The sequence below is a fragment of the Streptomyces sp. URMC 124 genome, assembly GCF_051386455.1.
Lineage (GTDB): Bacteria > Actinomycetota > Actinomycetes > Streptomycetales > Streptomycetaceae > Streptomyces.
Genome location: NZ_JBPQTS010000009.1, coordinates 13,473 through 39,154, shown reverse-complemented (window position 1 = coordinate 39,154; position 25,682 = coordinate 13,473). Strand labels below are relative to the sequence as shown.

The window sequence follows — 25,682 nt, the reverse complement described above, 5'->3', positions numbered from 1 at the left end:
AAGGCCCCGGTCATACCGCAGAATCAACGTCCTGAACAGGAATGACCTGCGGAAATGGGGGGCGCCGAGTGCGTGTGTTGTTGTCGACGTACGGGTCGCGTGGGGACGTCGAGCCGCTGGCGGGCCTCGCGGTGCAGTTGCGGGCACTCGGTGCCGAGGTGCGGGTGTGCGCGCCGCCGGACGAGGACTTCGCGCAGCGGTTGTCCGGTGTCGGTGTGTCGATGGTCCCGGTCGGCCCGTCGGCACGGGCGCTGACGACCGCGGCGGCGCCGCCGTCGGCGTCGGACCTGCCCCGGCGCGCGGCCGAGTTGATCGCCGGTCAGTTCGAGGTGGTGACCGCGGCGGCCGAGGGGTGCGACGTACTGGTGGCGACCGGCATGATGCCGGCCGCGGCCGGTGCGCTGTCGGTGGCCGAGAAACTGGGCATCCGCTCCGTGTCCGTGACCTTCCAGCAGCTCACCCTGCCGTCGCCGCACCGCCGGCCGCTGGCGTATCCGGGCCGGCCGTTCCCGCCGGAGGTGACCGACAACCGGGTGCTGTGGGACATGGACGCGCAGAGCATCAACGCGCTGTTCGGCGAGGCGCTCAATACGAACCGGGTGGCGCACGGCCTGCCCCCGGTGGACGACGTCCGTGACTACGTCATCGGCGACCGGCCGTGGCTGGCGACGGACCCGGTCCTGGACCCGTGGCAGAAGACGCCGGGGACACCGGGCACGCCGGGCACGCCGGGCACGCCGGGCACGCCGGGAACGCCGGACCTCGACGTCGTCCAGACCGGCGCGTGGATCCTGTCGGACGCCAATCCGCTCCCGGCCGAGTTGATCGCGTTCCTGGACGCCGGCACGCCACCGGTGTACGTGGGCTTCGGCAGCATGCCCATGCACGCTTCGAGGGACGTCGCCGAGGTGGCCGTGGAGGCGGTCCGAGCGCAGGGCCGCCGCGCTGTCGTGGCCCGCGGCTGGGCCGGCCTGGCCCTGCTCGACGGCCGGGACGACTGTTTCATCGTCGGCGAGGTCAACCAGCACGCGCTGTTCGCCCGGGTGGCCGCCGTCGTCCACCACGGCGGGGCGGGCACCACGACGACCGCCACCCGGGCCGGTGCGGCGCAGGTGGTCGTGGCTCAGGCGACGGACCAGCCGTACTGGGCGGGCCGGGTGGCCGACCTGGGCATCGGCGTGGCGCACGACGGTCCCGTTCCGACCGTCGAGTCCCTGTCGGCCGCGCTCGCGACGGCCCTGGCCCCCGAGACGCGCGCACGAGCCACTGCCGTGGCCGGCACGATCCGCCCCGACGGGGCGACGGTGGCCGCACACCTGCTGCTCGACCCGGTCCGCCGGGAACGGGCGTCCATGTCCGCGTGAACCACGGCCACGCCACGGCCTCCGGGTTCGTCACACCCGGTCCAGAACACCCTGCCGCACGCCATGCTCGCAAGCGGCGGCCCCGAGTCGGAGCTCAAACGTGAACCCCGTAAACCCCGTAGCCAACGTGAACCCCATAACAGACGGGAACCCCATAACCAACGTGCACTACGTAACCGACGTGGACTCCGCGACCCCCGCGAGTCCCGTGACCACCAGCGCTTTCGACCTTCCCGACCGCCTCTCCGCCAAGGCCGACCCGGCCCTGATCGGCAGCGACGAACTGCACTTCGCAGCGATCGCGGAGTGCCTCGAGCAGTCGATCGCCGAGGTGTCCGACCGCCTCGACGCCGCGCGCAAGGCGCCCGGCGGCATGGGCCGGCAGGCGATGGACCGGGACATCGAGGTCCACCGGCTGACCGCGCGCCTGCGCACCCTGCGTCGCTTCGGGCTGGACCTGTGCCTCGGGCACATGGTCGGTGCGGACGACTCCGGGCCCGTGTACGTCGGACGGCTCGGCCTCACCGACAGCACGGGGCGCCGGCTGCTGCTCGACTGGCGCTCCCCCGCGGCCGAGCCGTTCTTCGGAGCCACCCATGCCAACCCCATGGGCCTCGCGAGCCGCCGCAGGTACCGCTGGACCCGTGGCCGGGTCAGTGACTACTGGGACGAGGTGTTCACCTCGGACGGCTACGCCGGGCACGCCGCGCTCGACGACCAGTCCGCCTTCATCGCCAGCCTGGGCAGCAACCGGTCGCCGCGGATGCGGGACGTGCTCGGCACCATCCAGGCCGACCAGGACGCCATCATCCGCGCGGGGTCCGGCGGCGCCCTCGTCGTCGACGGCGGTCCGGGCACGGGAAAGACCGTCGTCGCCCTGCACCGTTCCGCCTACCTCCTCTACTCCGACCCCCGTCTCGGCCACCGCCGCGGCGGCGTGCTGTTCGTCGGTCCGCACCAGCCCTACCTGGGCTACGTCGCCGACGTCCTCCCCAGCCTCGGAGAGGAGGGCGTACAGACCTGCACCCTGCGGGACCTCGTCGCCGAAGGAGCCACGGCATCGGTCGAGACCGACCCGGACGTGGCCCGCCTGAAGTCGTCCGCGGACATGGTGAAGGCGATCGAAAAGGCCGTCCGGTTCTACGAGGACCCGCCCACCGACACGATGACCGTCACGACGCCCTGGTCCGACGTCCGGATCGGCGCCCGCGACTGGGCGGCGGCCTTCGACGCGGCAGAGCCCGGTACTCCGCACAACGAAGCGCGCGAGCAGGTCTGGGAGGAGCTGCTCACGATCATCATGGACAAGCACGGCGACGGCGATGGTGATGGCGACGACACCTTCTCGTCCGAGCAGCTCCGCACGTCACTGCAGCACAACAAGGAGCTGCTCGGCGCCCTCAACCGGGCCTGGCCGATGATCGAAGCGGCCGACCTGGTGGGAGACCTGTGGTCGGTGCCCGCCTACCTGCGGATGTGCGCCCCTTGGCTCGGCCCCGACGAGGTGCGGAAGCTGCAGCGCAAGGACGCCCCACAGGCCTGGACGGTCTCCGACCTGCCGCTCCTGGACTGCGCGCGGCAGCGGCTCGGCGACCCGGAGACGGCGCTGCAGAAGCGCCGGCACAAGGCCGCCGTCGCCGCCGAACGCGCCCGCATGGCCGACGTCATCGACAACGTCCTCGCGGCCGACGACGACGGCGAAGGCGCGGTGACGATGCTGCGCGGACAGGACCTGCAGGAGAGCCTGATCGACCGGAGCGCCCTGCCCGGCACCGACCCGGACCGGCTCGCCGGCCCCTTCGCGCACGTCGTCGTGGACGAGGCCCAGGAACTGACCGACGCGGAGTGGCAGATGCTGCTGCTCCGCTGCCCCTCGCGAAGCTTCACCATCGTCGGGGACCGCGCCCAGGCCCGGCACGGGTTCACCGAGTCGTGGCAGGAACGGCTCGGGCGGGTCGGGCTCGACCGGGTCAACCTGGCTTCCTTGAGCATCAACTACCGGACGCCGGAAGAAATCATGTCGGAAGCCGAACCGGTCATCCGGGCCGCGCTCCCGGACGCCAACGTGCCCACCTCCATCCGCAGCAGCGGCATCCCCGTCCTCCACGGATCCACTTCCGAACTGCAATCGGTCCTCGACACCTGGCTCGCCGCCAATGCCGACGGAACCGCTTGCGTCATCGGCGATCCCGCCTTCCGGGCGACGGGGCGCGTCCGGTCGCTGACCCCGGAGCTGTCGAAGGGCCTCGAGTTCGACCTGGTCGTCCTCATCGACCCGGAGGAGTTCGGCACGGGCGTCGAGGGAGCCGTCGACCGCTACGTCGCCATGACCCGGGCGACCCGGCAACTCGTCATCCTCACGAGCGCATGACCGGATAGCCGCCGGATGGCCGTGTGAACGCGTGCAGGGGTGCTCCCCCGCCCCTGCACGCGGTGGCCGCGTCACCCGCGCGGCCCACAGCGGTCGCAGTGCGGCTGCGGCATGGCTACGTTCGGGAGATCCAGATCTTCCGAGGAGAGCCCGAGGAGAGAGCGTCCATGGCCGGTCTCGTGCGCAAGAGTTTCGCTTCCGCGGAGGAAGTACGCCCCTTCGAGGACGGCAAGGGGCAGCTGGAGATGGTGGACCTGGGGGCCGGGCCCGTGGGCCGGGCGACGTTCGAGCCCGGCTGGCGGTGGTCCCGGCACGTCAAGCCGATCGCCGGGACCGACAGCTGCCAGGCGCCCCACCTGGCCTATGTCGTCTCGGGCCGGATGCGCGTCGTCATGGACGACGGGCAGGAGGACGAGTTCGCCCCGGGCGACTGCATGCTCTGCCCGCCCGGTCACGACGCGTGGGTCGTCGGCGACGAGCCGTGCGTCGTGATCGACTGGCAGGGCTTCGCCGAGTACGCCAAGCGCCGGTAGGCACACCACTTCGCACCACACCCCATGTCCCTGCAGGGTGAGCCGTTCGTCGTCGGGGGCGACCGCAGCGCCGGGGGCGACCTGGTGGGGCGGTGATGAGCCGGCGCCAGTGCAGCTCCCGGCACCGCCGGCTTCCTCCGGGCGCGCGGCCCGGCAGCCCGCTTTCGTCAGCCCAGCGGCTTCATGAAGTGGAACGCCGCGATGGCCATCCTCTCCCGCAGGTAGAAGCGGTGGGCGTCGGTGCGGTGCGTGGCCGAGTCCAGCACGAAGTGGTGGCAACCGGCTGCGCGAGCGAGCTCCTGCAGGTGGGTGAGGAGCTCGCGGCCGACGCCGGTGGAGCGTGCGGTGGCGGCGGTCACCAGGTTGTCGACGTACAGCGAGCGCAGCGTGCTCGTGTTGACCACGACGCGCCATCCGGCTGCGCCGACGCACAGGCCCTCGTCGGTGTACGCGGCCGAGAAGCGCAGACCCTGCCCGTGCCCCTCCTCGTACACCTCGCGGAAGGTCTCCTCGGTGAGGTGGGGACGCAGTTCCCGGAGAACGGGGAGCAGGTCGGATATAAGCCGCGGGTCGCCCGGCTCCAGCTCGATGATCTTCATACGGGGACTCTAGACGGGCGCGGGCGGGAAAAGGGTGTGATGTTGGCCGGGCCCCGGCCGACGGTGATCCCGGCCGGGCCCCATCCGTCCCGTCGGTCAGGCGTGCGCGGCGGCGAACATGCCGGCCTCGTAGGAGCCTCCCCGCTGGTGCACGATCACGGCGAGCCGGTTGGCCGCGTTGACCAGGGCGACCAAGGAGATCAGCGCGGCGGTCTGGTCGTCGTCGTAGTGCTTGCGCACCTCCTCCCAGGTCGCGTCGGAGACGCCTTCGTGGGCGTCGGCGAGCCGGGTGCCCTCCTCGGCGAAGGCCAGCGCGGCCTGCTCGGCCTCGGTGAACACGGTGGACTCGCGCCAGGCGGCGACCAGGCTGAGCCGGACCGCGCTCTCACCGGCGGCTGCGGCCTCCTTGACGTGCATGTCGATGCACCAACCGCAGCCGTTGATCTGGCTGACGCGCAGCGCCACCAGCTCCTGCGTGGGCTTCGGCAGCGACGACTGCACGACCACCATGCCGGCGTTGGCGAACCGCTTGGCGAACTTGGCGGCGAGCTCGTTGGCGAACAGGTCGAATCGGGTGCTCATGACATCGTCCTCACTCGTGGTGTTGCTCTGACGCACAAGAGATGCCGGCCGCCCGCTCCTTGTGACGGGACGGCGATGTGACGAGCGCCACCGCTTCCGGGTGTCACAAAGCCGCGGGGACCGGCGTCTTGTGCGCGTGACACCTCGGGATCGGGAAGAGAACAGGCGGGAGCAGTCGGTGAACAGCGAAGTCAGCGAGCGCGGCGAGCGCGGCACGGGTGAGGCGGCCGGGGTGGCCGCCGGCGGCGGTGGACGTACGGACCTCGCCACGGAGGCGTTCATCGCCCACCGCAACCTGTTGTTCACCGTCGCCTACGAGATGCTCGGCTCGGCCGCCGACGCGGAGGACGTCCTGCAGGAGACCTGGCTGCGGTGGGCGGGCGTCGACCTCGGCGCGGTGCGGGACCGGCGTGCGTACCTGGTCCGGATCACCACCCGCCAGGCGCTGGGCCGGCTGCGCACGCTCGGCCGGCGCAAGGAGTCCTACGTCGGCTCCTGGCTTCCCGAGCCGCTGCTGACCGCCCCGGACGTGGCCGAGGACGCCGAGCTGGCCGACAGCGTCTCCATGGCGATGCTGCTGGTGCTGGAGACGCTCGCGCCGACCGAGCGCGCGGTGTTCGTCCTGCGCGAGGTGTTCGACCTGGACTACGACGAGATCGCCGAAGCCGTCGACAAGACCCCTGCCGCGGTCCGCCAGATCGCGCACCGGGCGCGGGCGCACGTCGCGGCGCGCCGGCCGCGCGGGGTCGTTTCCCCGGCCGAGACCCGGGACGCGCTCGATGCGTTCCGGCGGGCGACCGAGACGGGGGATCTGCAGAGCCTGCTCGACGTCCTCTCTCCGGATGTCGTCCTCCTGGGTGACGGTGGCGGCGTCAAGAAGGCGATCCTGCGGCCGGTGATGGGCGCGGACAAGGTGGCCCGCCTGCTCATCGGGGGGATGGGCAAGGTCCCGGGCGCGGCGTCGATGGAGCCGGCGCAGGTCAACGGCTGCCCGGCGCTGGTCCTCCGGATCGACGGGGCGCTCGACACCGTCGTGGCGGTGCGCATCGACGACGGCCTCATCACCGGCCTCTACGCCGTGCGCAACCCCGAGAAGCTGTCGCACATGCTGCAGGAAACCGCTCTGCGCCGCTGAGGGGAGCCGCCGGGGACCGGCCGGGCCGACGAGCCGACCGGCCGACGGCCGACGAGCTGACGGCCTGACGAGCCGTTCACGTCTCGTAGTCGAGCGCGGCGAACCACTCGCCCCGGCCCCGGGGAGTGAGGTCGAGGACGTGCCACACGGGGCTGAGGAGGTCGATGCCGCGCTGGTCGATGTCATCGGCCATCCGGGGGTGCGCCGAGTAGAAGTGGCGCACCAACCCTTCGTCGTCACGGGTGAACACCGACACGGTCGAGTCCTGAACGCCGTCGGCGTCCTCGCTGCCGAGGTCGTACTTGAACGTCCCGGCCGCGGCGCTGAGCAGCCGCAGGTTGGTCCATTGCCGGTTCCGGGCGTGCTCGCGGAGAGCGGGCAGGCCGGCCGCGGCGACCACCACGAAATCGGCGTTCTGGGCGATGTGGCGGGCGACTCCGTTGAAACCGTCGATCCACATGGTGCACATGGGGCAGGGTTCGGTCTGCTGCTTGCCGTACATGAGGTGGTAGACGACCAGGTCGCGGCCGGGCCCGGTGAACAGTTCGCTCAGCCGTACGGTCGTCACCGGGGTGTCACCGGCCTGCAGGTCCGCCGGGCCTTCCTCGAAGATGTAGTCGTCGACGACGGGGCCCGGGCGGCAGCCGGCGGCGCTGCTCCGCGACGCGTTCGCGGTGGCGCATCAGCTCGATCTCGGCCTGCCGCAGCTCCTCGCGAGCGCGGACGTATGCGGCCGGCTCCTCCCTGAGGTTGGTCAACCGCATCCGCGCCTCCGCGTGATCTCGCCCATGCGCTCTCGCCCATGCACTCTCGCCCCCGCGTACTTTCGCCGTCATTGTCCGCCGGGGCAGGGGGGACCGCCACGCGACGGGGAGGGGGAAAGCCGGGGAGGTGTCACGGGACTCCCCCGTGACCGTGAACGCATGAGCGGGGACGTGCCCGGGTTCCGTGGAGTGACGGCGCGGGCAGGCTCGCCACCGGAACGGTTCCGGGGCCCGGGCTGCGGGCCCGGGGTACGGCGCCCGGTGCCCGACGTCCGGCGCCTACGGGTGCCGGAAGAGAGGAGACCCGGCAATGGCCGCTCCGCCCACGACGCGCCGCCCCGCCCTCTCCTTGCTGCTCCTGGCTCTCCTCGGCCTTCTGGGGCTCGCCTGGCTGTCGCCGCCGAGTGGCGTGACGGCCGCGCCCCGCGTCCCGGCCGCGGGCGGCGACCGAAACGAAAACGGATGCAGACCAACGCCCGCGCACCCCCGCCCCGTTCTCCTGCTGCACGGAACGGGACTGGACTCCGCCGCGACCTGGCCCGCGCTCACGGGCTACCTCGCGTCGCGCGGATACTGCGTCTTCCGGCCGGACTACGGGCGGGTGCCGCAGGCCCCGGGCCTGGCCGGCCTCGGCCCGGTCGCCCGCTCGGCCCACGAACTGGCGTCGTACGTCGATGGGATCCTCGCGGCGACGCACGCTTGGCAGGTGGACATCGTCGGGCATTCCCAGGGCGGCATGATGCCCCGCTACTACCTGCGCTTCCTGGGCGGAGCACCCAAGGTCCACTCCCTCGTCGGCCTGGCGCCCAGCAACCACGGCGCCACCGTCCCGGGACTCCACGCGCTCGTCCGGCACGTCCCCGCCACCCGGCGGTTGCTGCCCTTCCCCGCCCTCCGGGAGCAACTCGCGGGATCGGACTTCCTCCGCACGCTCAACCGTGACGGCGACGTGGTCCCGGGCGTGCACTACACGGTCATCGCCACCCGTCACGACGAGGTCGTCGACCCCCGCCGTTCCTCGTTCCTCGACGGCCCCGGCGTCGACAACATCCTGATCCAGGACGTGTGCCCGCCGGATCCCTCCGAGCACTGGGGCCTTGCCGTGGCCGATCCCCTCGCCTTCCACCTCGTGGCCAACGCCCTCGACCCCGACCGTGCCACCCCGGCCTCCTGCGCCTCCGTCACCGGTCGGTTGCCGGCGGGCGCGTCTCGTCCTTCTTCCAGGGGCCGACACCGAGCTTCCCCGTCGTGCCCAGGTCGAACTCCGGTGCCACCATCACCGGGGCGGCGCCGGGCTCGGTCCGTACCCGGGCGTAGGGGGCGTTCACAGCGGCGCCGCCCTCGACCGTGTTGCGCCAGGCCAAAACGGCGTAGGCCCGCTCGCCCGGCTTGAGGACGAGGGGCTGGGGCGTCCCGTCGGCCCCGGTGCTCTGCGCGACCTCGCTGCCGCGGACGGTCTCCACGCCGCTGACCGGCCGGTGCTTTTCGTCGAGGACCTGCACCTGCGGGTGGCCGTTGAGCCGGTAGGGCCGGGTCCCGCAGTTCTGCAGGTTGATTCCCAGGACGCGCAGTCCCATGGCGGCATTGCCCTCGTCGTCCGCGTACACGTGCACTCCCGAAGAGGGGCAGGTGCCGCTCACGGACGGTGCTTCGGCGGTGGGGAAGCTCCTCACCTTCGCGATGCGCACACGCGCGCCGCCTCGTGCACCGGGAAGGGCCGCGCTCATCTCGACGGTGCGCCGCGTCGTCCGGCCCGGCTTGACGGACGGCACCGTCTCCTTCGTCGTCTCCAGTGCCGCCCCGGTGTCCGACAGGACGGTGAAGGTGACGGTGTAGTCGAGGGCTTCCTTCTCCTGGTTGGTGACCTCGAACCCGAAGCAGGGGCGCGCGCCCCGTCCGACGCCCGTGATCCGCACCCCGTCCTTGCCCGGCTCGGTGACCGCGCCCGCGCCCGCGGAAGGAGCGGAGGAGCAGTCACCGGCAGGGCCCGAGGAACCGGAGGCCCCGGGGGCTGCCCGGCCGTCCTGGCGCGAAGCGGCCTGCTCCGACCCGCACGCCGTCAGGAGCAGGGCGCCGGACAGGGCGAGGGGAAGGGTACGGAAGATGGTGCGCATACGCCGAGTGAACAGGTCTGGACCACGCTGCGCCGTAACTCGCACCACACTCCTGTGTCACAGTCGTGCCACAGACAAGGCCGGACTGCTCATGGCACCGATCGGCGTCTCACTCGGGGTCGGTGCCGCCCTGGGCGACGCGGCGGCGGACCTGGTCCTCCTGGGCGAGGCGGCGCAGGAGTTCGAGTACGGGGGCGGAGAGGGCGAAGACGATGACGGCGCGCTCGGCCAGGGCGACCGGGTCGTCGATGGCGGCGGCGCGGTCGAGGTCCAGGCGGGCGATGGAGCGGGCCAGCTCGGCGTAGGCGACGAGCTCGCCGGGCTGGTAGTCCGAGTCGAGCCGCATGAGCTCCCTGAGCGCCGCCGTCAGCCCCGCGACGTGGGGGGACGTGCCGGGCGTCTGCCAGTCCATGGCCGCGATCAGGTCGGCGACCTCCGCTTCCGCGGCCGCCCCGATCTCCGCCTCCCGGCCGGCGTCGCCGACGGGGGACTCGGCGACGGGCACCGGCAGGGCGTAGCTGACGGCTCCCAGGGAGCCGTCGGTGCTGTGGGCCTGGTCGACGGCGGTCAGGACGTCGCGGGCGGCGGCGATGGAGAGCCCGCCCAGGGTGGTCAGCGCCTTGATCAGGCGCAGGCGCTGGACGTGCTCCTGCCCGTACTCGGCCAGGGTCGCGGCCGTCGCCTTCCCGGCGGGCAGCAGGCCTTGGCGCCGGAAGTACTTGATGCTGGCGACCGGCACGCCGGTCGTGCGGCTGAGCTCCGAGATCTTCATGCGGTTCCTCGCTGGTGGTGCGGCCGGGCGCCCTGCGACGACTGGACACTCCTGGAAGATACTGCCACTATCTAGCTACTGGATACCTTCAGTATCCAGTTACTCTCGGTAATAACTCGGAGCGTCTATGCCTTCCCCCGAGCCCTCCTCCGTACTCCGCAGCCCAAAGCTGTGGATCGGTTCAGGCCTCATCGTCGCGGTGGTCTCCATCCTGTTCGCCCTGCTCTACGTGGGCGGCAACGTCAACCCCAAGGGCAACCTGCGCGACCTTCCCATCGCGCTCGTCAACAGCGACCGCGGCGCCGACACGGGCGGCAAACACCTCAACCTCGGCGACCAGGTCGTCTCCGGGATCGAGAAGTCCGCCGCGAGCAACGACAGCTTCTCCTGGCAGGTCGTCAGCCGGGAGGAGGCCGACAAGCGGCTCGGCCAGGGCAAGGTCTACGGCGCGCTCGTCGTGCCGGAGAACTTCACCGCCACGGTGGCCGCACTGAGCAGCCCGAAGCCGGCGGACGCCAAGCGGCCGACCCTGACGGTGCTGACCAACCAGTCGGCGGGCAGCATCGGCTCCTCCATGGCCAGCCAGGCCAACCAGAAGGCGGCCCACGCCGCCTCCGCCCAGCTCGGCAAGGAACTCCTGAACCGCGCCGCCGCGCAGAAGGCGCAACTCGCCCCGGCCTCCCGGCTGATGCTCGCCGACCCCGTGAACGTCGAGGTGGCGGACGGCCACCCGCTCGGCTCGCACAGCGCCATGGGCCTGAGCGCCTTCTACTACGCGCTCGTCCTCGTCGTCTGCGGCATGCTCGGCGCCAATGCGATCGTCTCCCAGGTCGACACCGCGCTCGGCTACCTGCACACCGACTTCGGCCCCTTCCGCCAGCGCATGCCCGTCCGGCACACGAGCCGGGTCCGCACGCTGGCCGTCGGCACGGTCCTCATGCTGGGCCTCTCCGTGGTGATGGGCTCCCTCGTCGAGCTCGCCACGGTCGGCATCCTCGACATGGACGCCTCCCACCTCGGCCTGCTGTGGCTCTACTCCGTGGGCACGATCGCGGCCGTCGGCGTCAGCGCGCTGGCCCTGCTCGCCGTCTTCGGCACCCCCGGCATGCTGGTCTCGACCATCGTCTTCGTCGCCATGGCCGTCCCGTCGTCGGGTGCGACCGTACCGCTGGAGGCGCTGCCCGGCTTCTTCCGGACGCTCTCGGAGTTCGAGCCGCTGCGCCAGATCACCGGCGGGATGCGCTCCATCCTCTACTACGACGCCCAGGCCGACGCCGGCCTGAGCCGCGCGTGGATCTCCATGGGCATCGCCCTGGTCGCGTCCGTCCTCTTCGGCTTCGGCGTGACCCGCCTCTACGACCGCAAGGGGCTGCACCGCATCCCCCGCCCCGACGACGCCGCCGCGGAACCGGCCGGTGCCGCGGACGTCGCACCGGCGACCGCTTCCGCGTAGTAGGCAGCAAGCAGCAGCCAGCAGCCTCCGAGGCTTCACCTCGACGCCGGCCAGGACGATCTCCTCGATCGCCCTGGCCGGCGGCCGTTTACGCTGCTCTTCCACCCGGACCTTCCAGCCGTTGCCCGAGGGGATCGAGGCGCGCACGAAGGTGTTGAACCCGCTGCTGCCGCCGATCCGGGAGCGCAAGGCGTCGAGCGCGGCGTCCGACGCGTCGGACGCGTCCGTCACGGGCTGCCGGAAGCTCTCCGGCGGCACGGACGGCTCCGCCTGTCGCACGGCCGCGGACTGAGCCGGGGGGCCAAAGGCTCGCGCGGTCGCAGTACGGCGGCGCGGCGGCGCCTGCCGGCCTCACTCTTCGCCGAGCTCCGCCCAGAACGCGGACACGGCTGCCCAGGGGAAGAGCGGACCGGGGTCGATCCGGCGGCGCACCTTCACTTCGGGGCGGTCCGATGCCGGGACCAGTGCGGTGTCGAGGTCGCTGTGCCGGTACAAGTCGGTCAGAGCCCGGCACTCACCGCGCAGCGTCCTCAGCACTTCCATGAGTGCGTGCACCTGTGCGGCCGGAAACGGCTCCACCGGGGTCTGGTGGTCGGTGTCGAACCACCGTGGGTAGCGCCCGCGGTTGATCAGTTCGATGCCGACGGAGGGGGTGTTGTGCCCCTGGACGTGCTGGGCGACACGTTCGAGAGGAACCAGTTGGTGCACCGTGCCGTCCCGGTCGATGTACAGGTGCCCGCACATCCCGCGCCCGCTGTCGCTCTCCCGCGCCGTCTTGTCGGCTTCCAGCCGCGCCTCTTCGAAACCGGGCAGTTCCGTGGCGTGCAGCACGACCGCGGTGATGGCGTCGAGGCGGCGCTCGGGCAACAGGTGGTACCAGTTGACGAGCCGTTCGCTGCCGTAGCGTCCCATGAGCCCGACTCTACGCTCCGGCCTCGCGGCGGACCGCAGGCGTGCCACGAAGGGCAGGGGCCCGGCCCCGGAATGCGGGTCACTTCCCGGGGGCTCCCGCGCGCAGTCCGTCCATGACGAGGTCGAGCAGCCGGGCGGCGCGCGGCTGCCAGTCCGAGCCGGGGTCGAGCTGCCAGAGGCCGGCGATGGCGAGGAGGAAGTCGTCCGGGGAGACTCCCGGGCGGATGGTGCCGGCCTGCTCGTTGGCGCGGAGCAGGAGGCCGGCCGCGGAGGACACGGGTGCGTGCCCCGGCTTCGCCGGTCCGCCGGGCCTGCTGGTGGCCGTGCGGATCGCGTCGGCCAGGCCGGCCTTGGTCATCGCGAACCGGGCGAGCCGGTCCATCCACTCGCGCAGGGCCCTGTCGGGTTCCCTCGTTTCGAGCAACTGGGCCGCCGCGTCGGCGACGTGCTGCATTTCGTAGCGGTAGATCTCCAGGACGAGCGCCTCGCGGTGGGGGAAGTTGCGGTAGAACGTGCCCTGCCCGACGCCCGCCTTCTTGGCGATGGCACTCAGCGGAGCGTCCGGACAGCGCGTCAGCTCGGCCACGGCCACTTCCAGGATGCGCTCGCGGTTGCGCCGCGCGTCCGACCGCTGAGCCGCGTCCTTCTTGTCCTGCACTCGTCCTCCCGGCGGCGTGCCCGAAACCCGCCCTTGTTAACCGGACAACTGTCCACTACGCTCCGATAAGAGCGGACAGTTGTCCGCTTGTGTTCACGCTCACCATAGCGGCGGATACGGCCCGCTGACGGCCGTCGCGGCCCCTCGGCCTTGTGATCTTCCCCCGGCCGTGCGGCCTCCGCCGCGTGCAGTGTCCCCGAATATCCCCGAACCCGCGTCTCCCCGTACGTACCGCGCGCCATCCCCCGATGTTCCGGATACGCGAAGGAAGGCTGATCATGGCCCCACCCCCCTCGTCCACGTACAGCTCCGTCACCCTGGACGTCAACGGCGACAAGCACACGCTGACCGTAGATCACCGCACCACCCTGCTCGACGCGTTACGCGAGCGCCTCGACATGACCGGCACCAAGAAGGGCTGCGACCAAGGCCAGTGCGGCGCCTGCACCGTCCTGCTCGACGGCCGCCGGACCGTGGCCTGCCTGCAGCTCGCGGTGGCGGCCGAGGGGCGCGCGGTCACCACCGTCGAGGGCCTCGCCGAAGACGATCAACTGCACCCGGTCCAGCAGGCGTTCCTCGACCTGGACGGCTTCCAGTGCGGCTACTGCACGCCGGGGCAGATCTGCTCGGCGATCGCCGTGATCGAGGAGCATGCGGCGGGATGGCCGAGCGCCGTCACCGGCGACATACGCCCCGAGGCCGGACCGCCCCCGCTGACCGCCGAGGAGATCCGGGAGCGGATGAGCGGGAACCTGTGCCGCTGCGGCGCCTACGCGTCGATCGTGCAGGCGGTCGGCCGCGCGGCCGCCGTCCACGCCGAGGGCGTGGCAAGAGCGCAGACGCCTCAGGCACCTCAATTGCCTCAATTGCCTCAATCGCCTCAGCCGCCGCAGACCGCGAAGACGGAGAGGCCTGCCGCGTGAAGGAGTTCGCATACCAGCGCGTGTTCGACGTCTCCGGCGCCCTCGCGCTGCTCGACGGCGATGCGGGCGCCCGCTTCCTCGGCGGCGGCACCAACCTCGTCGACCTGATGAAGGCCGGCGTCGAGCGGCCCTCCCGCCTCGTCGACGTGCGCGAACTGCCCCTGGGCCGCATCGAGCCGACTGCGGACGGAGGTCTGCACATCGGCGCGACCGTCACCAACAGCGACCTCGCCGCCCACCCCGCCGTCCGCCGCCACTACCCGGCGCTCGCGCAGGCGGTGCTGGCCGGCGCCTCCGGGCAGTTACGCAACATGGCCACGGTCGGCGGCAACCTGCTCCAGCGCACCCGCTGCGGCTACTTCACCGATGTGACCAGGCCCTGCAACAAGCGGGTCCCCGGCAGCGGCTGCCCCGCCGTCACGGGCGAACACCGCAACCACGCGATCCTGGGCGCTTCCGGCCACTGCGTGGCGGTCCACCCCTCGGACATGGCCGTGGCGCTGAGCGCCTTCGACGCCGTCGTCTCGTACGAAACGACCGACGGGCCGGGCGAGTTGCCGCTCGCCGCGTTCTACCTGCCCGTGGGTGACACCCCGCACCTGGAGACCGCCCTGCCGCAGGGAGCACTGATCACCGGCGTCACCCTGCCACCGGTTCCGGCCGCCGCCCGCTCCCGCTACCGGAAGGTGCGCGAGCGCGCCTCGTACGCCTTCGCGATCGGCTCCGTCGCCGCCGCGCTCGACGTCCGGGACGGCGTGATACGCGAGGCGCGCCTGGCCCTCGGGGCGGTCGCGTCCCGGCCGTGGCGGGCCGTCGCGGCCGAACGGGTGCTGACCGGAGCACGCCCCGGCGGCGAGGTGTTCGCCGCCGCCGCTGAGGCCGAGCTGGCGGCCGCCGAGCCGCTGCCGGACAACGGATACAAGGTGACGCTGATGCGCAACCTCGTGGTGGCGGTGCTGACCGAACTCGCCGAGGAGCCCGGACTCACCGAGGAGGCCGTCCGATGACCACCGCCCCAGCGGCGCACAAGGCCGCCGTCGGCACCGCGCACACCCGCGTGGAAGGCCGCGACAAGGTCACGGGAGCGGCCCGCTACGCCGCAGAGATCCCCTTCACCGAACTCGCGCACGGCTGGCTGGTGTTGTCCACCGTCGCCCGTGGCCGCATCCTCTCGGTGGAGACCGCCGGGGTCCTCGCGATGCCGGGCGTGCTCACCGTCCTCCACCACGGGAACGCCCCGCGCGTCGACACGGGAAAGATCGGGCTGCTGGGGGTTCCGCCGGACCCCTCCTGTGCCGCCTTCCAGCACGACCGGGTGCCGCACGTGGGGTGGCCCGTGGCGCTGGTGGTCGCCGAGACGCCCGAGCAGGCCCGGGAGGCGGCCGAAGCGCTCGTCGTGCGCTACGAGGAGGAGCCGTTCGACATCGCGTTCGCCGGTGACCGCCCGGACGCGTACCCCTTGGACGGCCACATGCCGGCCGTCGTCGGGAAGGGAGACCTGGAGGCCTCGCTGGCGGCGTCCGCCGCCGTCGTGGACGCGGAGTACACCACCCCCGAAGAGCATCACCATCCGATGGAGCCGCACGCGGCCACCGCCCGCTGGGACGGTGGCCGGCTCGAAGTCGTCGACTCCAACCAGGGCACCACCTGGGTCGCGGGCGAGCTCGCGGGCCTGTTCTCGCTCGACCCGGCCTCGGTGCGGGTGCGGTCCGAACACGTCGGGGGCGGGTTCGGCAGCAAGGGGCTCCGCGTCCACCAGGTGGCCGCCGTGATGGCCGCGACCGCCCTGCGCCGCCCCGTGCGGGTCGTGCTGACCCGCCGCCAGATGTTCTCGCTCGCCGGCTACCGCAGCCCCACGGCACAGCGGATCAGGCTGGGCGCCGACGCCGACGGGCGGCTGCGCGCGCTGGAGCACCGCTCGCTGAGCCTCACCTCCACCGTGCGCGAGTTCGTCGAGCCGAGCGCCGGCGGGGCCCGGGTGATGTACGACGCGGACGCCCACCACACAGCCAACCTCGTGGTGCGCCTCGACGTGCCGACCCCGTCGTGGATGCGCGCGCCGGGCGAGGCTCCGGGCTCGTTCGCGCTGGAGGCGGCGCTGGACGAACTGGCCGAGAAGTGCGGCGTCGACCCGATCGAGCTGCGCGTGCGCAACGAACCCGGGCTGGGGCCCGTGTCCGGCCTGCCCTTCAGCGGCCGCCAGTTGCTCGACTGCTTCCGGGAGGGCGCCCGCAGGTTCGGCTGGGCGGACCGGGACCCCCGTCCCGGCCTGCGCCGTGAGGGCCGCTGGCTGCTCGGCACCGGCACGGCTGCGGCCACCTTCCCGGTGATGGCCCGGCCGTCCACTGCGGCCGTGACGGCGGAGGCGGACGGAACGTTCACCGTACGGATCTCGGCGGCGGACATCGGGACCGGCGCGCGGACCGCGCTCACCCAGGTGGCCGCCGATGCGCTGGAGACGGCCCCGGACCGCGTCCGGGTGCGCATCGGGGACAGCGACTTCGGTCCGGCGATGATCGCCGGGGGTTCGATGGGCACCCGCTCGTGGGCGTGGGCGATCACGGCCGCGGCGGCCGGGCTGCGCGAGCGGCTCGTCCCGGGCGCCGGCATCCCGCCGGAAGGGATCACGGTGCGGTCGGACACCACCGCAGCCGTCGGTGCGCTCCCCCCGAAGGAGCGGCACTCCTTCGGGGCCCAGTTCGCCGAGGTCGCCGTGGACACCGGCACCGGCGAGGTGCGCGTGCGGCGCATGCTCGGCATCTTCGCGGCGGGCCGGATCGTCAACCCGCTCACCGCCCGCAACCAGTTCACCGGCGGCATGACGTGGGGCATTTCCATGGCCCTGCACGAAGAGGCGGTCCGCGACGGCGCCTCCGGCGGCCACTACGGCGCCGACCTCGCGGGGTACCACGTCGCCACGCACGCCGACGTACCGCGCGTCGAGGCGGACTGGATCGACGACCCCGCCCCGGACCCCGACGACCCGGTCGGCATCAGAGGCATCGGCGAGATCGGCATCGTGGGTGCCGCGGCGGCCGTCGCCAACGCGGTCTGGCACGCGACGGGCGTACGCCACCGGAGCCTGCCCATCCGCCCGGACCGCGTCATCCGGGCCGGTGCGCCCGCGAGGGACCCGCATGCTTGACATCGCCGAGGAGTTGCACCACTGGGCCGAGCAGGGCCGGGACTTCGCCGTCGCGACCGTCGTGGCCGTCACCGGCAGCGCCCCGCGCGGCCCCGGAGCCGCCCTCGCCGTCGACGGCGAGGGCACGGTCATCGGCTCGGTGTCCGGGGGCTGCGTCGAGGGAGCGGTGTACGAGCTGTGCCGGCAGGCGCTTGCGGACGGCCGGACGGTCGTCGAACGGTTCGGTTACAGCGACGAGGACGCCTTCGCGGTCGGTCTCACCTGCGGCGGGGTCATCGACGTCATGGTCACGCCGGTCGCGGCGGACGCGCCGGGGCGAGCGGTGTTCCGCTCGGCGTTGTCTGCCGCCGCCCGGGACGAGCCGGTGGCGGCCGCGCGCGTCGTCCGCGGCCCGGCCGGACTCCTCGGCGGGCTGCTGCTCGTACGTGACGCGGAGTCGGACGAGGCGTGCGGGGCGAGCGAGGGGGACGAGGCCGGTGGGGCCCTCGAAGGCACCCTCGGCGGCCACGCGGGCCTGGACCGGGCGGCAGCCGCCGAGGCCCGGGCCGCGCTGGACTCCGGCCGCACCGGGACGGTCGAACTCTCCGAGGACGGATCCCGCTGCCCCGGTGGCCTCACCCTGCTCGTCGAAGCGAGCGTGCCGGCGCCCCGCATGATCGTCTTCGGTGCGATCGACTTCGCCGCGGCGCTCGTACGCACCGGCAAGTTCCTCGGCTACCACGTGACCGTGTGCGACGCCCGCCCCGTCTTCGCCACCCGCGCCCGCTTCCCCGAAGCCGACGACGTCGTGGTCGACTGGCCGCACCGGTACCTGCGGCGCACCGCGGTCGACGGGCGCACGGTCCTGTGCGTGCTCACCCACGACGCCAGGTTCGACGTGCCCCTGCTGAAGGAGGCCCTGCGGCTGCCCGTCGCGTTCGTCGGCGCCATGGGCTCGCGCCGCACCCACGCGGACCGCAACCGGCGGCTGCGCGAAGCCGGCGTGACCGACCGGGAACTGGACCGCCTGCGGTCACCCATCGGCCTCGACCTCGGCGCCCGCACGCCCGAGGAGACGGCGCTGTCAATCGCGGCGGAGATCGTCGCGGCCCGGCGGGGTGGGACGGGGGTCCCCCTGACCGGCTCGGACGCGCCCATCCACCGGGACGAAGGAGAAAGGAGGAACGAGGCGGCGGCCTGAACCCGGCCTCGCCCGCAGCGGTGTCCGTCCATCGGGTGAGGGCCCGCGTGTCCCGTGCGGCACGACGCACCGGACCGGCCACCCTTCCTGGAACCCTTCCTTGGAACCCTTCCTGCCGGCCTGCCCCGGCGCACCGCCGGGGCTGCCCGGCCCCTACGCGTCCTCCCAGGCCATCGAGCTCATCCTCCAGCCGGCGGGCGTGCGGACGAACTGGGTGGTCTTGTGGCCGGCGCCCTCGAACCACTCGCCGTCGAGGAAGCCGGACTTGCGGTACTCGCTGAACCGGTGGGCGACCGAGCCGGAGATCTCGGTGCGCTCGGCGACCTCCCATTCCGAGAATTCCGTCAGCGTCCCGTCGGTGAGCATCTTCTGCCGGGGCTCGACGAACGCGTCGAGGTCGTAGACGACGGGCCCGCCGTCCCGTGCGTTCTTGATGATGGTGCCCTGCGGAATGAACAGCTCACGGACGGCACCGACGTTCGGATGGGCGCCGCCGACATTGGTGAACGCGCCGAGGAAGGCGCGCATCAGCTGGTCGAGCTCGGACTTGACGCCGCAACCGGGGGATCCCCACTCGTCGGCGAGGATCGCCCAGACCTCGCTGTCCTGCCGCACTCCCCGGTACGGGTAGCGCTGCCGCAGCACGCCGTCGCGGGTCATGCCGAGGCGGCGCGCGGCCTCGATGCTGCGGGTGTTGCCCGACGCGACCCACCATTCGACGCGGCTCATGCCGCGTTCCCCGAAGGCCCAGTCGATCAGCGCCCGGCAGGCCCGGGTCACCAGCCCGCGGCCGGCCCCGGCCGCCTCCAGCCAGCAGCCGACCTCGCACACCCCGGAGACGGTGTCGAACTTGGTGAACATGACGCCGCCGACCAGCGTGCCGTCGAGCCAGATCCCGTAGATCCGGGCGGTGTCCTCGGCCTGGTTCCGGGCGTACCGCTGGAGGACGGCCACGGCGGAGGCGAGGTCGGTGCTGAGGGTCGCCCAGGGTATCCACGGGTCGACATGGGGCCGGGCACGTTCGATGTGGGCGAAGAACTCCTCCGCGTGCCAGGGCTCGAGGGGGCGGAGCCGGGCGTTGTCGCCGAGCGGCAGTGCGAACACGGACACCTTCCAAGGCAGGGCCGGGTCAGGGCCGGAGTCAGGGACCAGAGGTACGTAACAAGCGTTCGGTATGTAAGGTAGCAGCATGCCTCCCGCACCTGGAGACCGCGAAGCCCGCCGCGAGGACGTGTCCGAGGCGGTGTGGCAGGTCCTCGCCGGCAAGGGCTTCGGCGGCCTGACGCTACGGGCCGTCGCCACCGCCATGGGCGTCTCGACCGGCATGCTCATGCACTACTTCCCGACCAAACGGGCCTTGATCGCGCACGCCCTGGGCCTGCTGGAGAAGCGCACGGCGGAGCGTCCCCGGCGCGAGCGCCCGGCCGAGGGCCTGGCCGCGCTGCGGGCCGTGCTGCTGGACATCCTTCCGCTGACCCCCGACGACACCGCCCGCAACCGCATCTGGGTCAGCTCCTGGGACCTGGCCCTCGCCGACGACGCCCTCGGCACGGACCAGGCCGACCGCTACGCACGGATGCGCTCGGCCATCCGGCCGCACCTCGAAGCCGCCCGCCACCTCGGCGAGCTCCCCGCCTCCGCCGACCCGGAGCAACTCGCCGCCGCCTCCGTCGCGTTCGCCCACGGCCTCGTCGTCCAGGCCCTCTTCGACCCCGCCCGGTTCCCCGAGGACGTGCAGACCGCCATGGTCGACGACTTCCTCGCCTCGATGGCACGCGTGCCCCCGTCCGGCCCGGAGCCGGGCACGGGGTGACCTGGTGCGCAAAGGCACCGCACGGCCGTCGGGCTCCCCCGTTCGGACGCGGCCCGGCTAGGGTGGGCGCGACAGCACATCGTGTAGCGGATCAAGGAGCAGAAGTGAGCGAGCCGGCGTCCATCGCCCTGCAGCAGGAGATCGCCCGGGAACTGCAGGTCGCCGACACCTTCGAGGCCGAGGCGGAGATCGAGCGCCGGGTGGCCTTCCTCGCCGGCCGGCTGACCTCCACCGGTCTGCGCTCCCTCGTGCTCGGCATCAGCGGCGGCGTCGACTCCACCACCGCCGGCCGGCTGTGCCAGCTCGCCGTCGAGCGCGCCAGGGCCACGGGGCACGACGCCCGGTTCTACGCGATGCGGCTGCCCTACGGCGTCCAGGCCGACGAGCACGACGCCCAGCTCGCGCTCTCCTTCATCCGGGCCGACCACGTGCTGACCGTCGACGTCAAGCCCGCGAGCGACGCCGCGCTCCAGGCCTCCCTGGCCGGCGGCGTGAGCTTCCGCGACGAGCACCACCAGGACTTCGTGCACGGCAACATCAAGGCCCGGCAGCGCATGATCGCCCAGTACGCGGTGGCCGGCGCGCACGACGGACTGGTCGTCGGCACCGACCACGCCGCCGAGGCGGTCTCCGGCTTCTTCACCAAGTTCGGCGACGGCGCCGCCGACCTGGTCCCGCTGACCGGCCTGACCAAGCGCCGGGTGCGTGCCGTCGCGGACGCGCTGGGCGCGCCCGCCGAACTGGTGTGGAAGACCCCGACGGCCGACCTGGAGACCCTCGACCCGGGCAAGGCCGACGAGGACGCGCTCGGCGTCACCTACGACGACATCGACGACTTCCTGGAGGGCAAGCCGGTGGACGAGCGGGCCTTCGAAACGATCGTCCGCCGCTACCGCCTCACCGACCACAAGCGTCAGCTGCCGATCGCGCCCTGACACCGCGGCGCGGGGCCGCGTCTTTACGGCACCGCATCTTCAGGAGCCGCCGGGCGATCAGTCCGGCGGCTCGTCCGCCTGCGGCTCACCGGGGCCGCCCGCCCTGCCGGTGCCGGTTCGTTTGCGGCCCCGCTCGGCGTTCACAGCGTTCTCGGCGTTCCCGGCGTTCTCGCGGTTCTTCGCGGTCGCCGGGCGGCTAGAGGCCTCCGAGCCCGCCGGCCCCCGCTCCGGCGGGGCCGCCTGCTGGTCCTGCATGTCCCGGGGCACGGCCTTGCCACGACGGCCCTGGGGCTTCTCGCCCCGCCGCTCGGTCACGGCTGCGTCCTCTTGCCGTGCCCCTCGTCGCGCGTCCGTTCCTTCCCCTTGTTCCGCTCCCCGCTCTTGCCGCGCGCCCTCACCCCTTCCAGGGCCTCGTCGTGGGCGGTTCCGCCCTCGGTCTGATAGCCCTCGCGTGCGCTCGCCGTGCCCGGCACGGAGCGCTCGCGCGCCTGGCTCTCCTGACCGGAGTGGGCTCCCGGTCCCCTCCGGTCCCGGGGTGTTTCCTTGGGCTGCTGCCGTGCCATGTCGGCCACCTCCGTGGTCATGGGCGTTCGTCCCGGCCGCGCGGATGCGGTGGAACGCGCCCCGGGTACCCGTAAAACGACGGCGCATGCGGTGCGCCAACGGCGGCCCCGCAGACCCGCCCGGCACCTACAGGCCTGCCGGGCCTACCGGGCCTCTGCCGCCTCGATGCGGTGCAGGGTCACCCCGGTGAGCTCCCCGCCGGCCGCACAGGCGGTCATGTACGTGCGGTACGGCTGGCGGCGCCTGTCCGTGGGCGAGCCCGGGTTCAGCAGGCGCAGACCGCCGGGAGCGGTGGTGTCCCAGGGAATGTGGCTGTGCCCGAAGACGAGGACGTCGGTCTCCGGGAAGCGTTCGGCGCAGCGTTCCTCGCGGCCCCGGGCCGGGCCGGTCTCGTGAACGACCGCGAAGCGCAGCCCGCCCAGCTCGGCGTGGGCGACCTCGGGCAGGCGGGCGCGCAGGCCGGGCCCGTCGTTGTTGCCGTGGACGGCGACGAGACGGCGGGCACGGGCGGTGAACAGCTCCAGGGTGGCGATGTCGGTCCAGTCGCCGGCGTGGAGGACGACGTCGGCCCGGTCGAGCGCGGCCAGGAGCGGCGGGGGCAGGTTCCGGGCCCGGGTGGGCACGTGGGTGTCGGAGGTCAGGAGCAGTTGCACGGACCGCACGCCACATCCTCATCCCTCACGAGCCGGCCCGCGCCCTCACCCGGGCGTTCGTCCTCGCCCCGCCTCAGTTGAGCAGGCCGGGACGGCGGGGGAACCGGTGTTGCCCGATGCCCTCGGCGAAGGCATCGGCGAGGTCCTCCGCGGAGGCGGTGCCGTTGCCGGTGAACACTCCGTAGTCCGGTGCGGACTCGCCCATCACGACGTCCTCGGGCAGCCGCGCGGCCGTCAGCAGCCGGGTGCCTTCGCCGAGGACCGCCAGCGCCTTGCCGTGCCGGTACGCCTCCTCGACGAACCGCACGGCCGCGGGGTCGGCGGCGAGCGCCGAGACCGCCTGCGCCCCGTCCGGGACGAGGACCGCGTCGTAGAGCACGGATCCCATGGTCGGCAGGGCGCGGTCCACGTCGAGGGACTCGCCGCCGGCGCCCTGGACGGTGCCGTCCCGGGCGGCCAGGACCTCCACGATCGCGCCCCGGGCGGCGAGCCGGCTCCTGACCGCCGTGACCTGCCCGGCGTCCGTGCCGTCGGCGGCGAGGACGGCGACCTTGCGGGTGCGGATGCCCGTGCCGGCCAGGTTCTCCTGGCTCAGGGCCGGGGACGCGGCAGTGCTGACACCGGTGACCGGTTCGGGGGCGGGCAGCCCGAGGCCCTTCGCGACCTCGGCCGCCAGGTCCTGGCTGACGTGGGCGAGGTTGCCGGTCATCCGCTCGCGCACTTCGACCGCGTCGACCTTGCCCAGCTCGAAGCGGAAGGCCTCGACGATGTGCCGCCGCTCCCAGTCGGCCATGCTGTTCCAGAACAGCGCCGCCTGGCTGTAGTGGTCCTTGAAGCTCTCGCTGCGCAGGCGGATCTTGTCGCCGTCCACGCGCTCCGCGTAGTGCCGGAAGACCCCGGCGCCGCCGCCGGCCCCCGCGTGGGCGGGACAGCCGCCGCCGAGGGAGTTCGGGAAGTAGTTGGTGCCCGGGTGGATGACCTGCTGGCCGTAGCCGTCGCGGTGGTTGTGGTGGACGTCCGCGATCGGCCGGTTGACGGGGAGCTGGCTGAAGTTGGGGCCGCCCAGGCGGATCAGCTGGGTGTCGAGGTAGGAGAAGTTGCGCCCCTGGAGCAGCGGGTCGTTGGTGAAGTCGATGCCCGGGACGACGTTCGCCGTGTGGAAGGCGACCTGCTCGGTCTCGGCGAAGAAGTTCTGCGGGTTGCGGTCGAGGACGAGACGGCCGACCGGGCGTACGGGCACCTGCTCCTCGGGGATGATCTTCGTGGCGTCGAGCAGGTCGAAGTCGAAGGCGAACTCGTCGTCCTCCGGTACGAGCTGGACGCCGAGCTCCCACTCGGGGTACTCGCCCGCCTCGATGGCCTCCCACAGGTCGCGGCGGTTGAAGTCCGGGTCGCGTCCGGCCGTGATCTGTGCTTCGTCCCACACGAGGGAGTGGACGCCGAGCTTGGGCTTCCAGTGGAACTTCACGAACGTGCCGCGCCCGTCGGCGGTGACGAAGCGGAAGGTGTGCACGCCGAAGCCCTGCATCATCCGGAAGCTGCGCGGGATGGCGCGGTCCGACATCAGCCACATCAGCATGTGGGTGGACTCGGGCTGGAGGGAGCAGAAGTCCCAGAAGGTGTTGTGCGCGGAGGCGCCCGTGGGCATCTCGTTGTGCGGCTCCATCTTCACCGCGTGCACGAAGTCGGGGAACTTGATCGCGTCCTGGATGAAGAACACCGGCATGTTGTTGCCGACGAGGTCGTAATTGCCCTCGCGGGTGTAGAACTTGGTGGCGAAGCCGCGGACGTCGCGGACCGTGTCGGCGGAGCCGCGCGGTCCCTGCACGGTGGAGAAGCGGACGAACACCGGCGTCCGGCGGCCCGCTTCGGCGAGGAAATCGGCACAGGTGTATTCGCCGAGCGACTCGTACGCTTCGAAGTAGCCGTAGGCGCCCGCGCCCCGGGCGTGCACGACGCGCTCGGGGATGCGCTCGTGGTCGAAGTGCGTGATCTTCTCGCGGTTGTGGAAGTCCTCCAGCAGGGTGGGGCCGCGGTGCCCGGCGCGCAGCGCATTGTCGGTGTCGTCGACGCGCACCCCCTGGTCGGTGGTGAGCGCGTCGTGCCGGGGCGCGGCGCGGAACCGGTCCAGCTGCTGGTCTTTGGCGTCGGGGTCCGAAGAGCCTCGGCCTGACGCGGAATGAGCGGGCACGCGCGTACGTCCTTCCTCGTCGGTCTTCCTCGTCGGTGCGGTCTCTCGGGGCCGGCGTCGGAAGCGGCGCCGCTCGCCCCCTCAGGCTGACCCGCCTGCCCGGGGGCGGCAAGCCGAAACGGGCGGGAGGGTTGCGCGGGGATGGCTACGGGTGGCCGGAGCGGCGGGCGAAAGGGCTGTCGTCGAGCCGTGCCAGCAGGTCGGCCGGGTCCTGGTAGACGGCCACGGCGCCCTCGGCCTCGAGCTCGGCGCGGGCGATGCCGCCCGACAGGAGGGCCACGCAGTCCACTCCGGCGGCGCGGGCGGCCTTGACGTCCCACACGGTGTCCCCGACGAAGAGGGCGTGTCCGGCGTCGGTCCCGGCCTGCTCCAGCGCCTGGTGGACGGGGTCCGGGGCGGGTTTGCTGGATTCCACGTCGTCGGCGCTGGTGGCGGCGTGGATGACGTCGTCGGCGCCGATCGCCCGGCGCAGCGCTGCGAGTTCGGAGCCCTGGGCGGAGGTCGCGAGGACGATCCGCCAGCCGCGGCTCGCAAGGGTCCGCAACAGCTCGGGCGCGCCGTTCAGCACCGGCAGCCGGTCGAACCACGTCGCGTAGGCCGCCTTGTGCGCCTCGCTGAGGGCCTCGTCCCCGTCCCGGTCGCGCTCCTCGCCGAGCAGGCGGTCCAGCAGCCGGCCCGATCCCATGCCGACGGTGTGGTGCACGTCCGTCATCGCGACCCGGTGCCCGGCCTGGTGGAACGCCTCCCACCAGCAGACCGTGTGCAGATAGTTGGTGTCCACCAGGGTGCCGTCCACGTCGAACAGCGCCGCCCGAACCCGCATGCCGTCTCCCTCGTGTCACTCCGCCTTTCTTCGCCGGCGGGCGGATGCCGGGCTCCGGGTTCCCCGGGGAAAAACGTGCAAACAGGCGTGCAAACGGCGCGGGAGTCACGGCGGGGTGTTTGTACCGGGCATGTACGGCAACGCGACGGGGGAAGACACCGCTACTGCGGAAGGGGCCCTCGTGGTCGCCGTCGCTCT

26 protein-coding genes and 1 pseudogene are annotated in these 25,682 nt (G+C 72.6%); 13 read left to right on the top strand and 14 right to left on the bottom strand.

What is annotated here, in order from left to right:
• Positions 1-68: 68 nt before the first annotated feature.
• The 3 genes from ACSNOG_RS03370 (at position 69) to ACSNOG_RS03360 (ending at position 4,268) form a co-directional block, all read left to right on the top strand.
• The gene (locus ACSNOG_RS03370; RefSeq protein ID WP_436750993.1) at positions 69-1,364 is read left to right on the top strand and encodes a glycosyltransferase; all 1,296 of its coding nucleotides are present in this window, start codon (positions 69-71) and stop codon (positions 1,362-1,364) included.
• A 181-nt stretch (positions 1,365-1,545) separates the two neighbouring features.
• Positions 1,546-3,735, top strand: a complete 2,190-nt coding sequence (helR, locus tag ACSNOG_RS03365) for an RNA polymerase recycling motor ATPase HelR (RefSeq protein WP_436751028.1) — start codon at positions 1,546-1,548, stop codon at positions 3,733-3,735.
• A 167-nt stretch (positions 3,736-3,902) separates the two neighbouring features.
• A complete protein-coding gene (locus ACSNOG_RS03360; RefSeq protein ID WP_436750992.1) occupies positions 3,903-4,268 on the top strand; it encodes a cupin domain-containing protein in 366 nt (121 codons plus the stop codon).
• A gap of 167 nt (positions 4,269-4,435) precedes the next feature.
• Here ACSNOG_RS03360 and ACSNOG_RS03355 read toward each other — a convergent pair whose 3' ends face one another.
• Positions 4,436-4,867, bottom strand: a complete 432-nt coding sequence (locus ACSNOG_RS03355) for a GNAT family N-acetyltransferase (protein WP_436750991.1) — start codon at positions 4,865-4,867, stop codon at positions 4,436-4,438.
• Between the two features lie 96 nt (positions 4,868-4,963).
• Entirely contained in the window at positions 4,964-5,449 is a 486-nt protein-coding gene (locus ACSNOG_RS03350) for a carboxymuconolactone decarboxylase family protein (protein ID WP_436750990.1), read from the bottom strand.
• 178 nt (positions 5,450-5,627) lie between these two features.
• Between ACSNOG_RS03350 and ACSNOG_RS03345 the strand changes: the two genes are divergently transcribed.
• The gene (locus ACSNOG_RS03345; RefSeq protein WP_436750989.1) at positions 5,628-6,584 is read left to right on the top strand and encodes an RNA polymerase sigma-70 factor; all 957 of its coding nucleotides are present in this window, start codon (positions 5,628-5,630) and stop codon (positions 6,582-6,584) included.
• Positions 6,585-6,660: 76 nt separating this feature from the next.
• Here the strand turns inward: ACSNOG_RS03345 and ACSNOG_RS03340 are convergent, their stop codons facing one another.
• On the bottom strand, positions 6,661-7,152 hold the full coding sequence (locus ACSNOG_RS03340) for a DUF899 family protein (protein ID WP_436750988.1): 492 nt from the start codon (positions 7,150-7,152) through the stop codon (positions 6,661-6,663).
• Between the two features lie 7 nt (positions 7,153-7,159).
• Positions 7,160-7,267, bottom strand: coding sequence for a hypothetical protein (locus ACSNOG_RS03335; RefSeq protein WP_436751027.1), 108 nt, complete (start codon positions 7,265-7,267; stop codon positions 7,160-7,162).
• A gap of 391 nt (positions 7,268-7,658) precedes the next feature.
• Here ACSNOG_RS03335 and ACSNOG_RS03330 point away from each other — a divergent pair.
• Positions 7,659-8,531 (top strand): annotated as a pseudogene (locus ACSNOG_RS03330) (esterase/lipase family protein); the annotation flags it as partial.
• Here ACSNOG_RS03330 and ACSNOG_RS03325 read toward each other — a convergent pair.
• Together ACSNOG_RS03325 and ACSNOG_RS03320 are read right to left on the bottom strand one after the other, a co-directional pair.
• Positions 8,530-9,462 (bottom strand): DUF4232 domain-containing protein, encoded by a 933-nt coding sequence (locus tag ACSNOG_RS03325; RefSeq protein ID WP_436750987.1) that lies wholly within the window; start codon positions 9,460-9,462, stop codon positions 8,530-8,532. The pseudogene ACSNOG_RS03330 and the gene ACSNOG_RS03325 sit on opposite strands and share 2 nt — an antisense overlap.
• A gap of 109 nt (positions 9,463-9,571) precedes the next feature.
• A complete protein-coding gene (locus ACSNOG_RS03320; RefSeq protein ID WP_436750986.1) occupies positions 9,572-10,234 on the bottom strand; it encodes a MerR family transcriptional regulator in 663 nt (220 codons plus the stop codon).
• Positions 10,235-10,361: 127 nt separating this feature from the next.
• Between ACSNOG_RS03320 and ACSNOG_RS03315 the strand changes: the two genes are divergently transcribed.
• Positions 10,362-11,687 (top strand): YhgE/Pip domain-containing protein, encoded by a 1,326-nt coding sequence (locus ACSNOG_RS03315; protein ID WP_436750985.1) that lies wholly within the window; start codon positions 10,362-10,364, stop codon positions 11,685-11,687.
• A 121-nt stretch (positions 11,688-11,808) separates the two neighbouring features.
• Complete coding sequence (locus ACSNOG_RS03310; RefSeq protein ID WP_436750984.1) at positions 11,809-11,979, top strand: hypothetical protein; 171 nt, start codon at positions 11,809-11,811, stop codon at positions 11,977-11,979.
• Between the two features lie 59 nt (positions 11,980-12,038).
• Here the strand turns inward: ACSNOG_RS03310 and ACSNOG_RS03305 are convergent, their stop codons facing one another.
• Both ACSNOG_RS03305 and ACSNOG_RS03300 read right to left on the bottom strand, forming a co-directional pair.
• Positions 12,039-12,599, bottom strand: a complete 561-nt coding sequence (locus ACSNOG_RS03305; RefSeq protein ID WP_436750983.1) for an N-acetylmuramoyl-L-alanine amidase — start codon at positions 12,597-12,599, stop codon at positions 12,039-12,041.
• Positions 12,600-12,678: 79 nt separating this feature from the next.
• Entirely contained in the window at positions 12,679-13,257 is a 579-nt protein-coding gene (locus tag ACSNOG_RS03300; RefSeq protein WP_436750982.1) for a TetR/AcrR family transcriptional regulator, read from the bottom strand.
• A 278-nt stretch (positions 13,258-13,535) separates the two neighbouring features.
• Between ACSNOG_RS03300 and ACSNOG_RS03295 the strand changes: the two genes are divergently transcribed.
• The 4 genes from ACSNOG_RS03295 to ACSNOG_RS03280 are packed head-to-tail and all read left to right on the top strand — an operon-like array spanning position 13,536 to position 18,505.
• Positions 13,536-14,180 carry a (2Fe-2S)-binding protein gene (locus ACSNOG_RS03295; RefSeq protein ID WP_436750981.1) on the top strand — a complete coding sequence of 215 codons (645 nt, stop codon included), beginning with the start codon at positions 13,536-13,538 and terminating at the stop codon, positions 14,178-14,180.
• Positions 14,177-15,187 (top strand): FAD binding domain-containing protein, encoded by a 1,011-nt coding sequence (locus tag ACSNOG_RS03290; protein ID WP_436750980.1) that lies wholly within the window; start codon positions 14,177-14,179, stop codon positions 15,185-15,187. The genes ACSNOG_RS03295 and ACSNOG_RS03290 overlap by 4 nt, the downstream gene beginning before the upstream one ends.
• Positions 15,184-17,325: a xanthine dehydrogenase family protein molybdopterin-binding subunit gene (locus ACSNOG_RS03285; RefSeq protein WP_436750979.1), complete on the top strand. Its 2,142-nt coding sequence runs from the start codon at positions 15,184-15,186 to the stop codon at positions 17,323-17,325. The genes ACSNOG_RS03290 and ACSNOG_RS03285 overlap by 4 nt, the downstream gene beginning before the upstream one ends.
• Positions 17,318-18,505, top strand: coding sequence for an XdhC family protein (locus tag ACSNOG_RS03280; RefSeq protein WP_436750978.1), 1,188 nt, complete (start codon positions 17,318-17,320; stop codon positions 18,503-18,505). Before ACSNOG_RS03285 ends, ACSNOG_RS03280 begins: the two co-directional genes overlap by 8 nt.
• Positions 18,506-18,658: 153 nt before the next feature.
• On the opposite strand, the gene ACSNOG_RS03275 is transcribed toward ACSNOG_RS03280, so the two are convergent.
• Positions 18,659-19,609, bottom strand: a complete 951-nt coding sequence (locus tag ACSNOG_RS03275) for a GNAT family N-acetyltransferase (RefSeq protein ID WP_436750977.1) — start codon at positions 19,607-19,609, stop codon at positions 18,659-18,661.
• 85 nt (positions 19,610-19,694) lie between these two features.
• Between ACSNOG_RS03275 and ACSNOG_RS03270 the strand changes: the two genes are divergently transcribed.
• Together ACSNOG_RS03270 and nadE are read left to right on the top strand one after the other, a co-directional pair.
• Positions 19,695-20,318 (top strand): TetR/AcrR family transcriptional regulator, encoded by a 624-nt coding sequence (locus tag ACSNOG_RS03270; protein ID WP_436750976.1) that lies wholly within the window; start codon positions 19,695-19,697, stop codon positions 20,316-20,318.
• Between the two features lie 104 nt (positions 20,319-20,422).
• Positions 20,423-21,253 carry an ammonia-dependent NAD(+) synthetase gene (gene nadE / locus ACSNOG_RS03265; RefSeq protein ID WP_436750975.1) on the top strand — a complete coding sequence of 277 codons (831 nt, stop codon included), beginning with the start codon at positions 20,423-20,425 and terminating at the stop codon, positions 21,251-21,253.
• Between the two features lie 57 nt (positions 21,254-21,310).
• On the opposite strand, the gene ACSNOG_RS03260 is transcribed toward nadE, so the two are convergent.
• From ACSNOG_RS03260 to ACSNOG_RS03240, 5 genes are all read right to left on the bottom strand, one after another.
• Positions 21,311-21,568 (bottom strand): hypothetical protein, encoded by a 258-nt coding sequence (locus tag ACSNOG_RS03260; RefSeq protein WP_436750974.1) that lies wholly within the window; start codon positions 21,566-21,568, stop codon positions 21,311-21,313.
• Positions 21,565-21,837, bottom strand: coding sequence for a hypothetical protein (locus ACSNOG_RS03255; protein WP_436750973.1), 273 nt, complete (start codon positions 21,835-21,837; stop codon positions 21,565-21,567). Before ACSNOG_RS03255 ends, ACSNOG_RS03260 begins: the two co-directional genes overlap by 4 nt.
• A 123-nt stretch (positions 21,838-21,960) precedes the next feature.
• On the bottom strand, positions 21,961-22,470 hold the full coding sequence (locus tag ACSNOG_RS03250) for a metallophosphoesterase family protein (protein WP_436751026.1): 510 nt from the start codon (positions 22,468-22,470) through the stop codon (positions 21,961-21,963).
• A gap of 73 nt (positions 22,471-22,543) precedes the next feature.
• Entirely contained in the window at positions 22,544-24,661 is a 2,118-nt protein-coding gene (locus ACSNOG_RS03245) for a catalase (protein ID WP_436750972.1), read from the bottom strand.
• Positions 24,662-24,806: 145 nt separating this feature from the next.
• Positions 24,807-25,484, bottom strand: coding sequence for an HAD family hydrolase (locus ACSNOG_RS03240; protein WP_436750971.1), 678 nt, complete (start codon positions 25,482-25,484; stop codon positions 24,807-24,809).
• Positions 25,485-25,682 lie beyond the last annotated feature (198 nt).

Bases quoted from the DNA above. Each gene is read 5' to 3' on its own strand.
- ACSNOG_RS03360 (WP_436750992.1), top strand. From the start codon at position 3,903: ATGGCCGGTCTCGTGCGCAAGAGTTTCGCTTCCGCGGAGGAAGTACGC.
- ACSNOG_RS03355 (WP_436750991.1), bottom strand. From the start codon at position 4,867: ATGAAGATCATCGAGCTGGAGCCGGGCGACCCGCGGCTTATATCCGAC.
- ACSNOG_RS03350 (WP_436750990.1), bottom strand. From the start codon at position 5,449: ATGAGCACCCGATTCGACCTGTTCGCCAACGAGCTCGCCGCCAAGTTC.
- ACSNOG_RS03335 (WP_436751027.1), bottom strand. From the start codon at position 7,267: ATGCGCCACCGCGAACGCGTCGCGGAGCAGCGCCGCCGGCTGCCGCCC.
- ACSNOG_RS03325 (WP_436750987.1), bottom strand. From the start codon at position 9,462: ATGCGCACCATCTTCCGTACCCTTCCCCTCGCCCTGTCCGGCGCCCTG.
- ACSNOG_RS03320 (WP_436750986.1), bottom strand. From the start codon at position 10,234: ATGAAGATCTCGGAGCTCAGCCGCACGACCGGCGTGCCGGTCGCCAGC.
- ACSNOG_RS03315 (WP_436750985.1), top strand. From the start codon at position 10,362: ATGCCTTCCCCCGAGCCCTCCTCCGTACTCCGCAGCCCAAAGCTGTGG.
- ACSNOG_RS03305 (WP_436750983.1), bottom strand. From the start codon at position 12,599: ATGGGACGCTACGGCAGCGAACGGCTCGTCAACTGGTACCACCTGTTG.
- ACSNOG_RS03295 (WP_436750981.1), top strand. From the start codon at position 13,536: ATGGCCCCACCCCCCTCGTCCACGTACAGCTCCGTCACCCTGGACGTC.
- ACSNOG_RS03285 (WP_436750979.1), top strand. From the start codon at position 15,184: ATGACCACCGCCCCAGCGGCGCACAAGGCCGCCGTCGGCACCGCGCAC.
- ACSNOG_RS03280 (WP_436750978.1), top strand. From the start codon at position 17,318: ATGCTTGACATCGCCGAGGAGTTGCACCACTGGGCCGAGCAGGGCCGG.
- ACSNOG_RS03270 (WP_436750976.1), top strand. From the start codon at position 19,695: ATGCCTCCCGCACCTGGAGACCGCGAAGCCCGCCGCGAGGACGTGTCC.
- ACSNOG_RS03255 (WP_436750973.1), bottom strand. From the start codon at position 21,837: ATGACCACGGAGGTGGCCGACATGGCACGGCAGCAGCCCAAGGAAACA.
- ACSNOG_RS03240 (WP_436750971.1), bottom strand. From the start codon at position 25,484: ATGCGGGTTCGGGCGGCGCTGTTCGACGTGGACGGCACCCTGGTGGAC.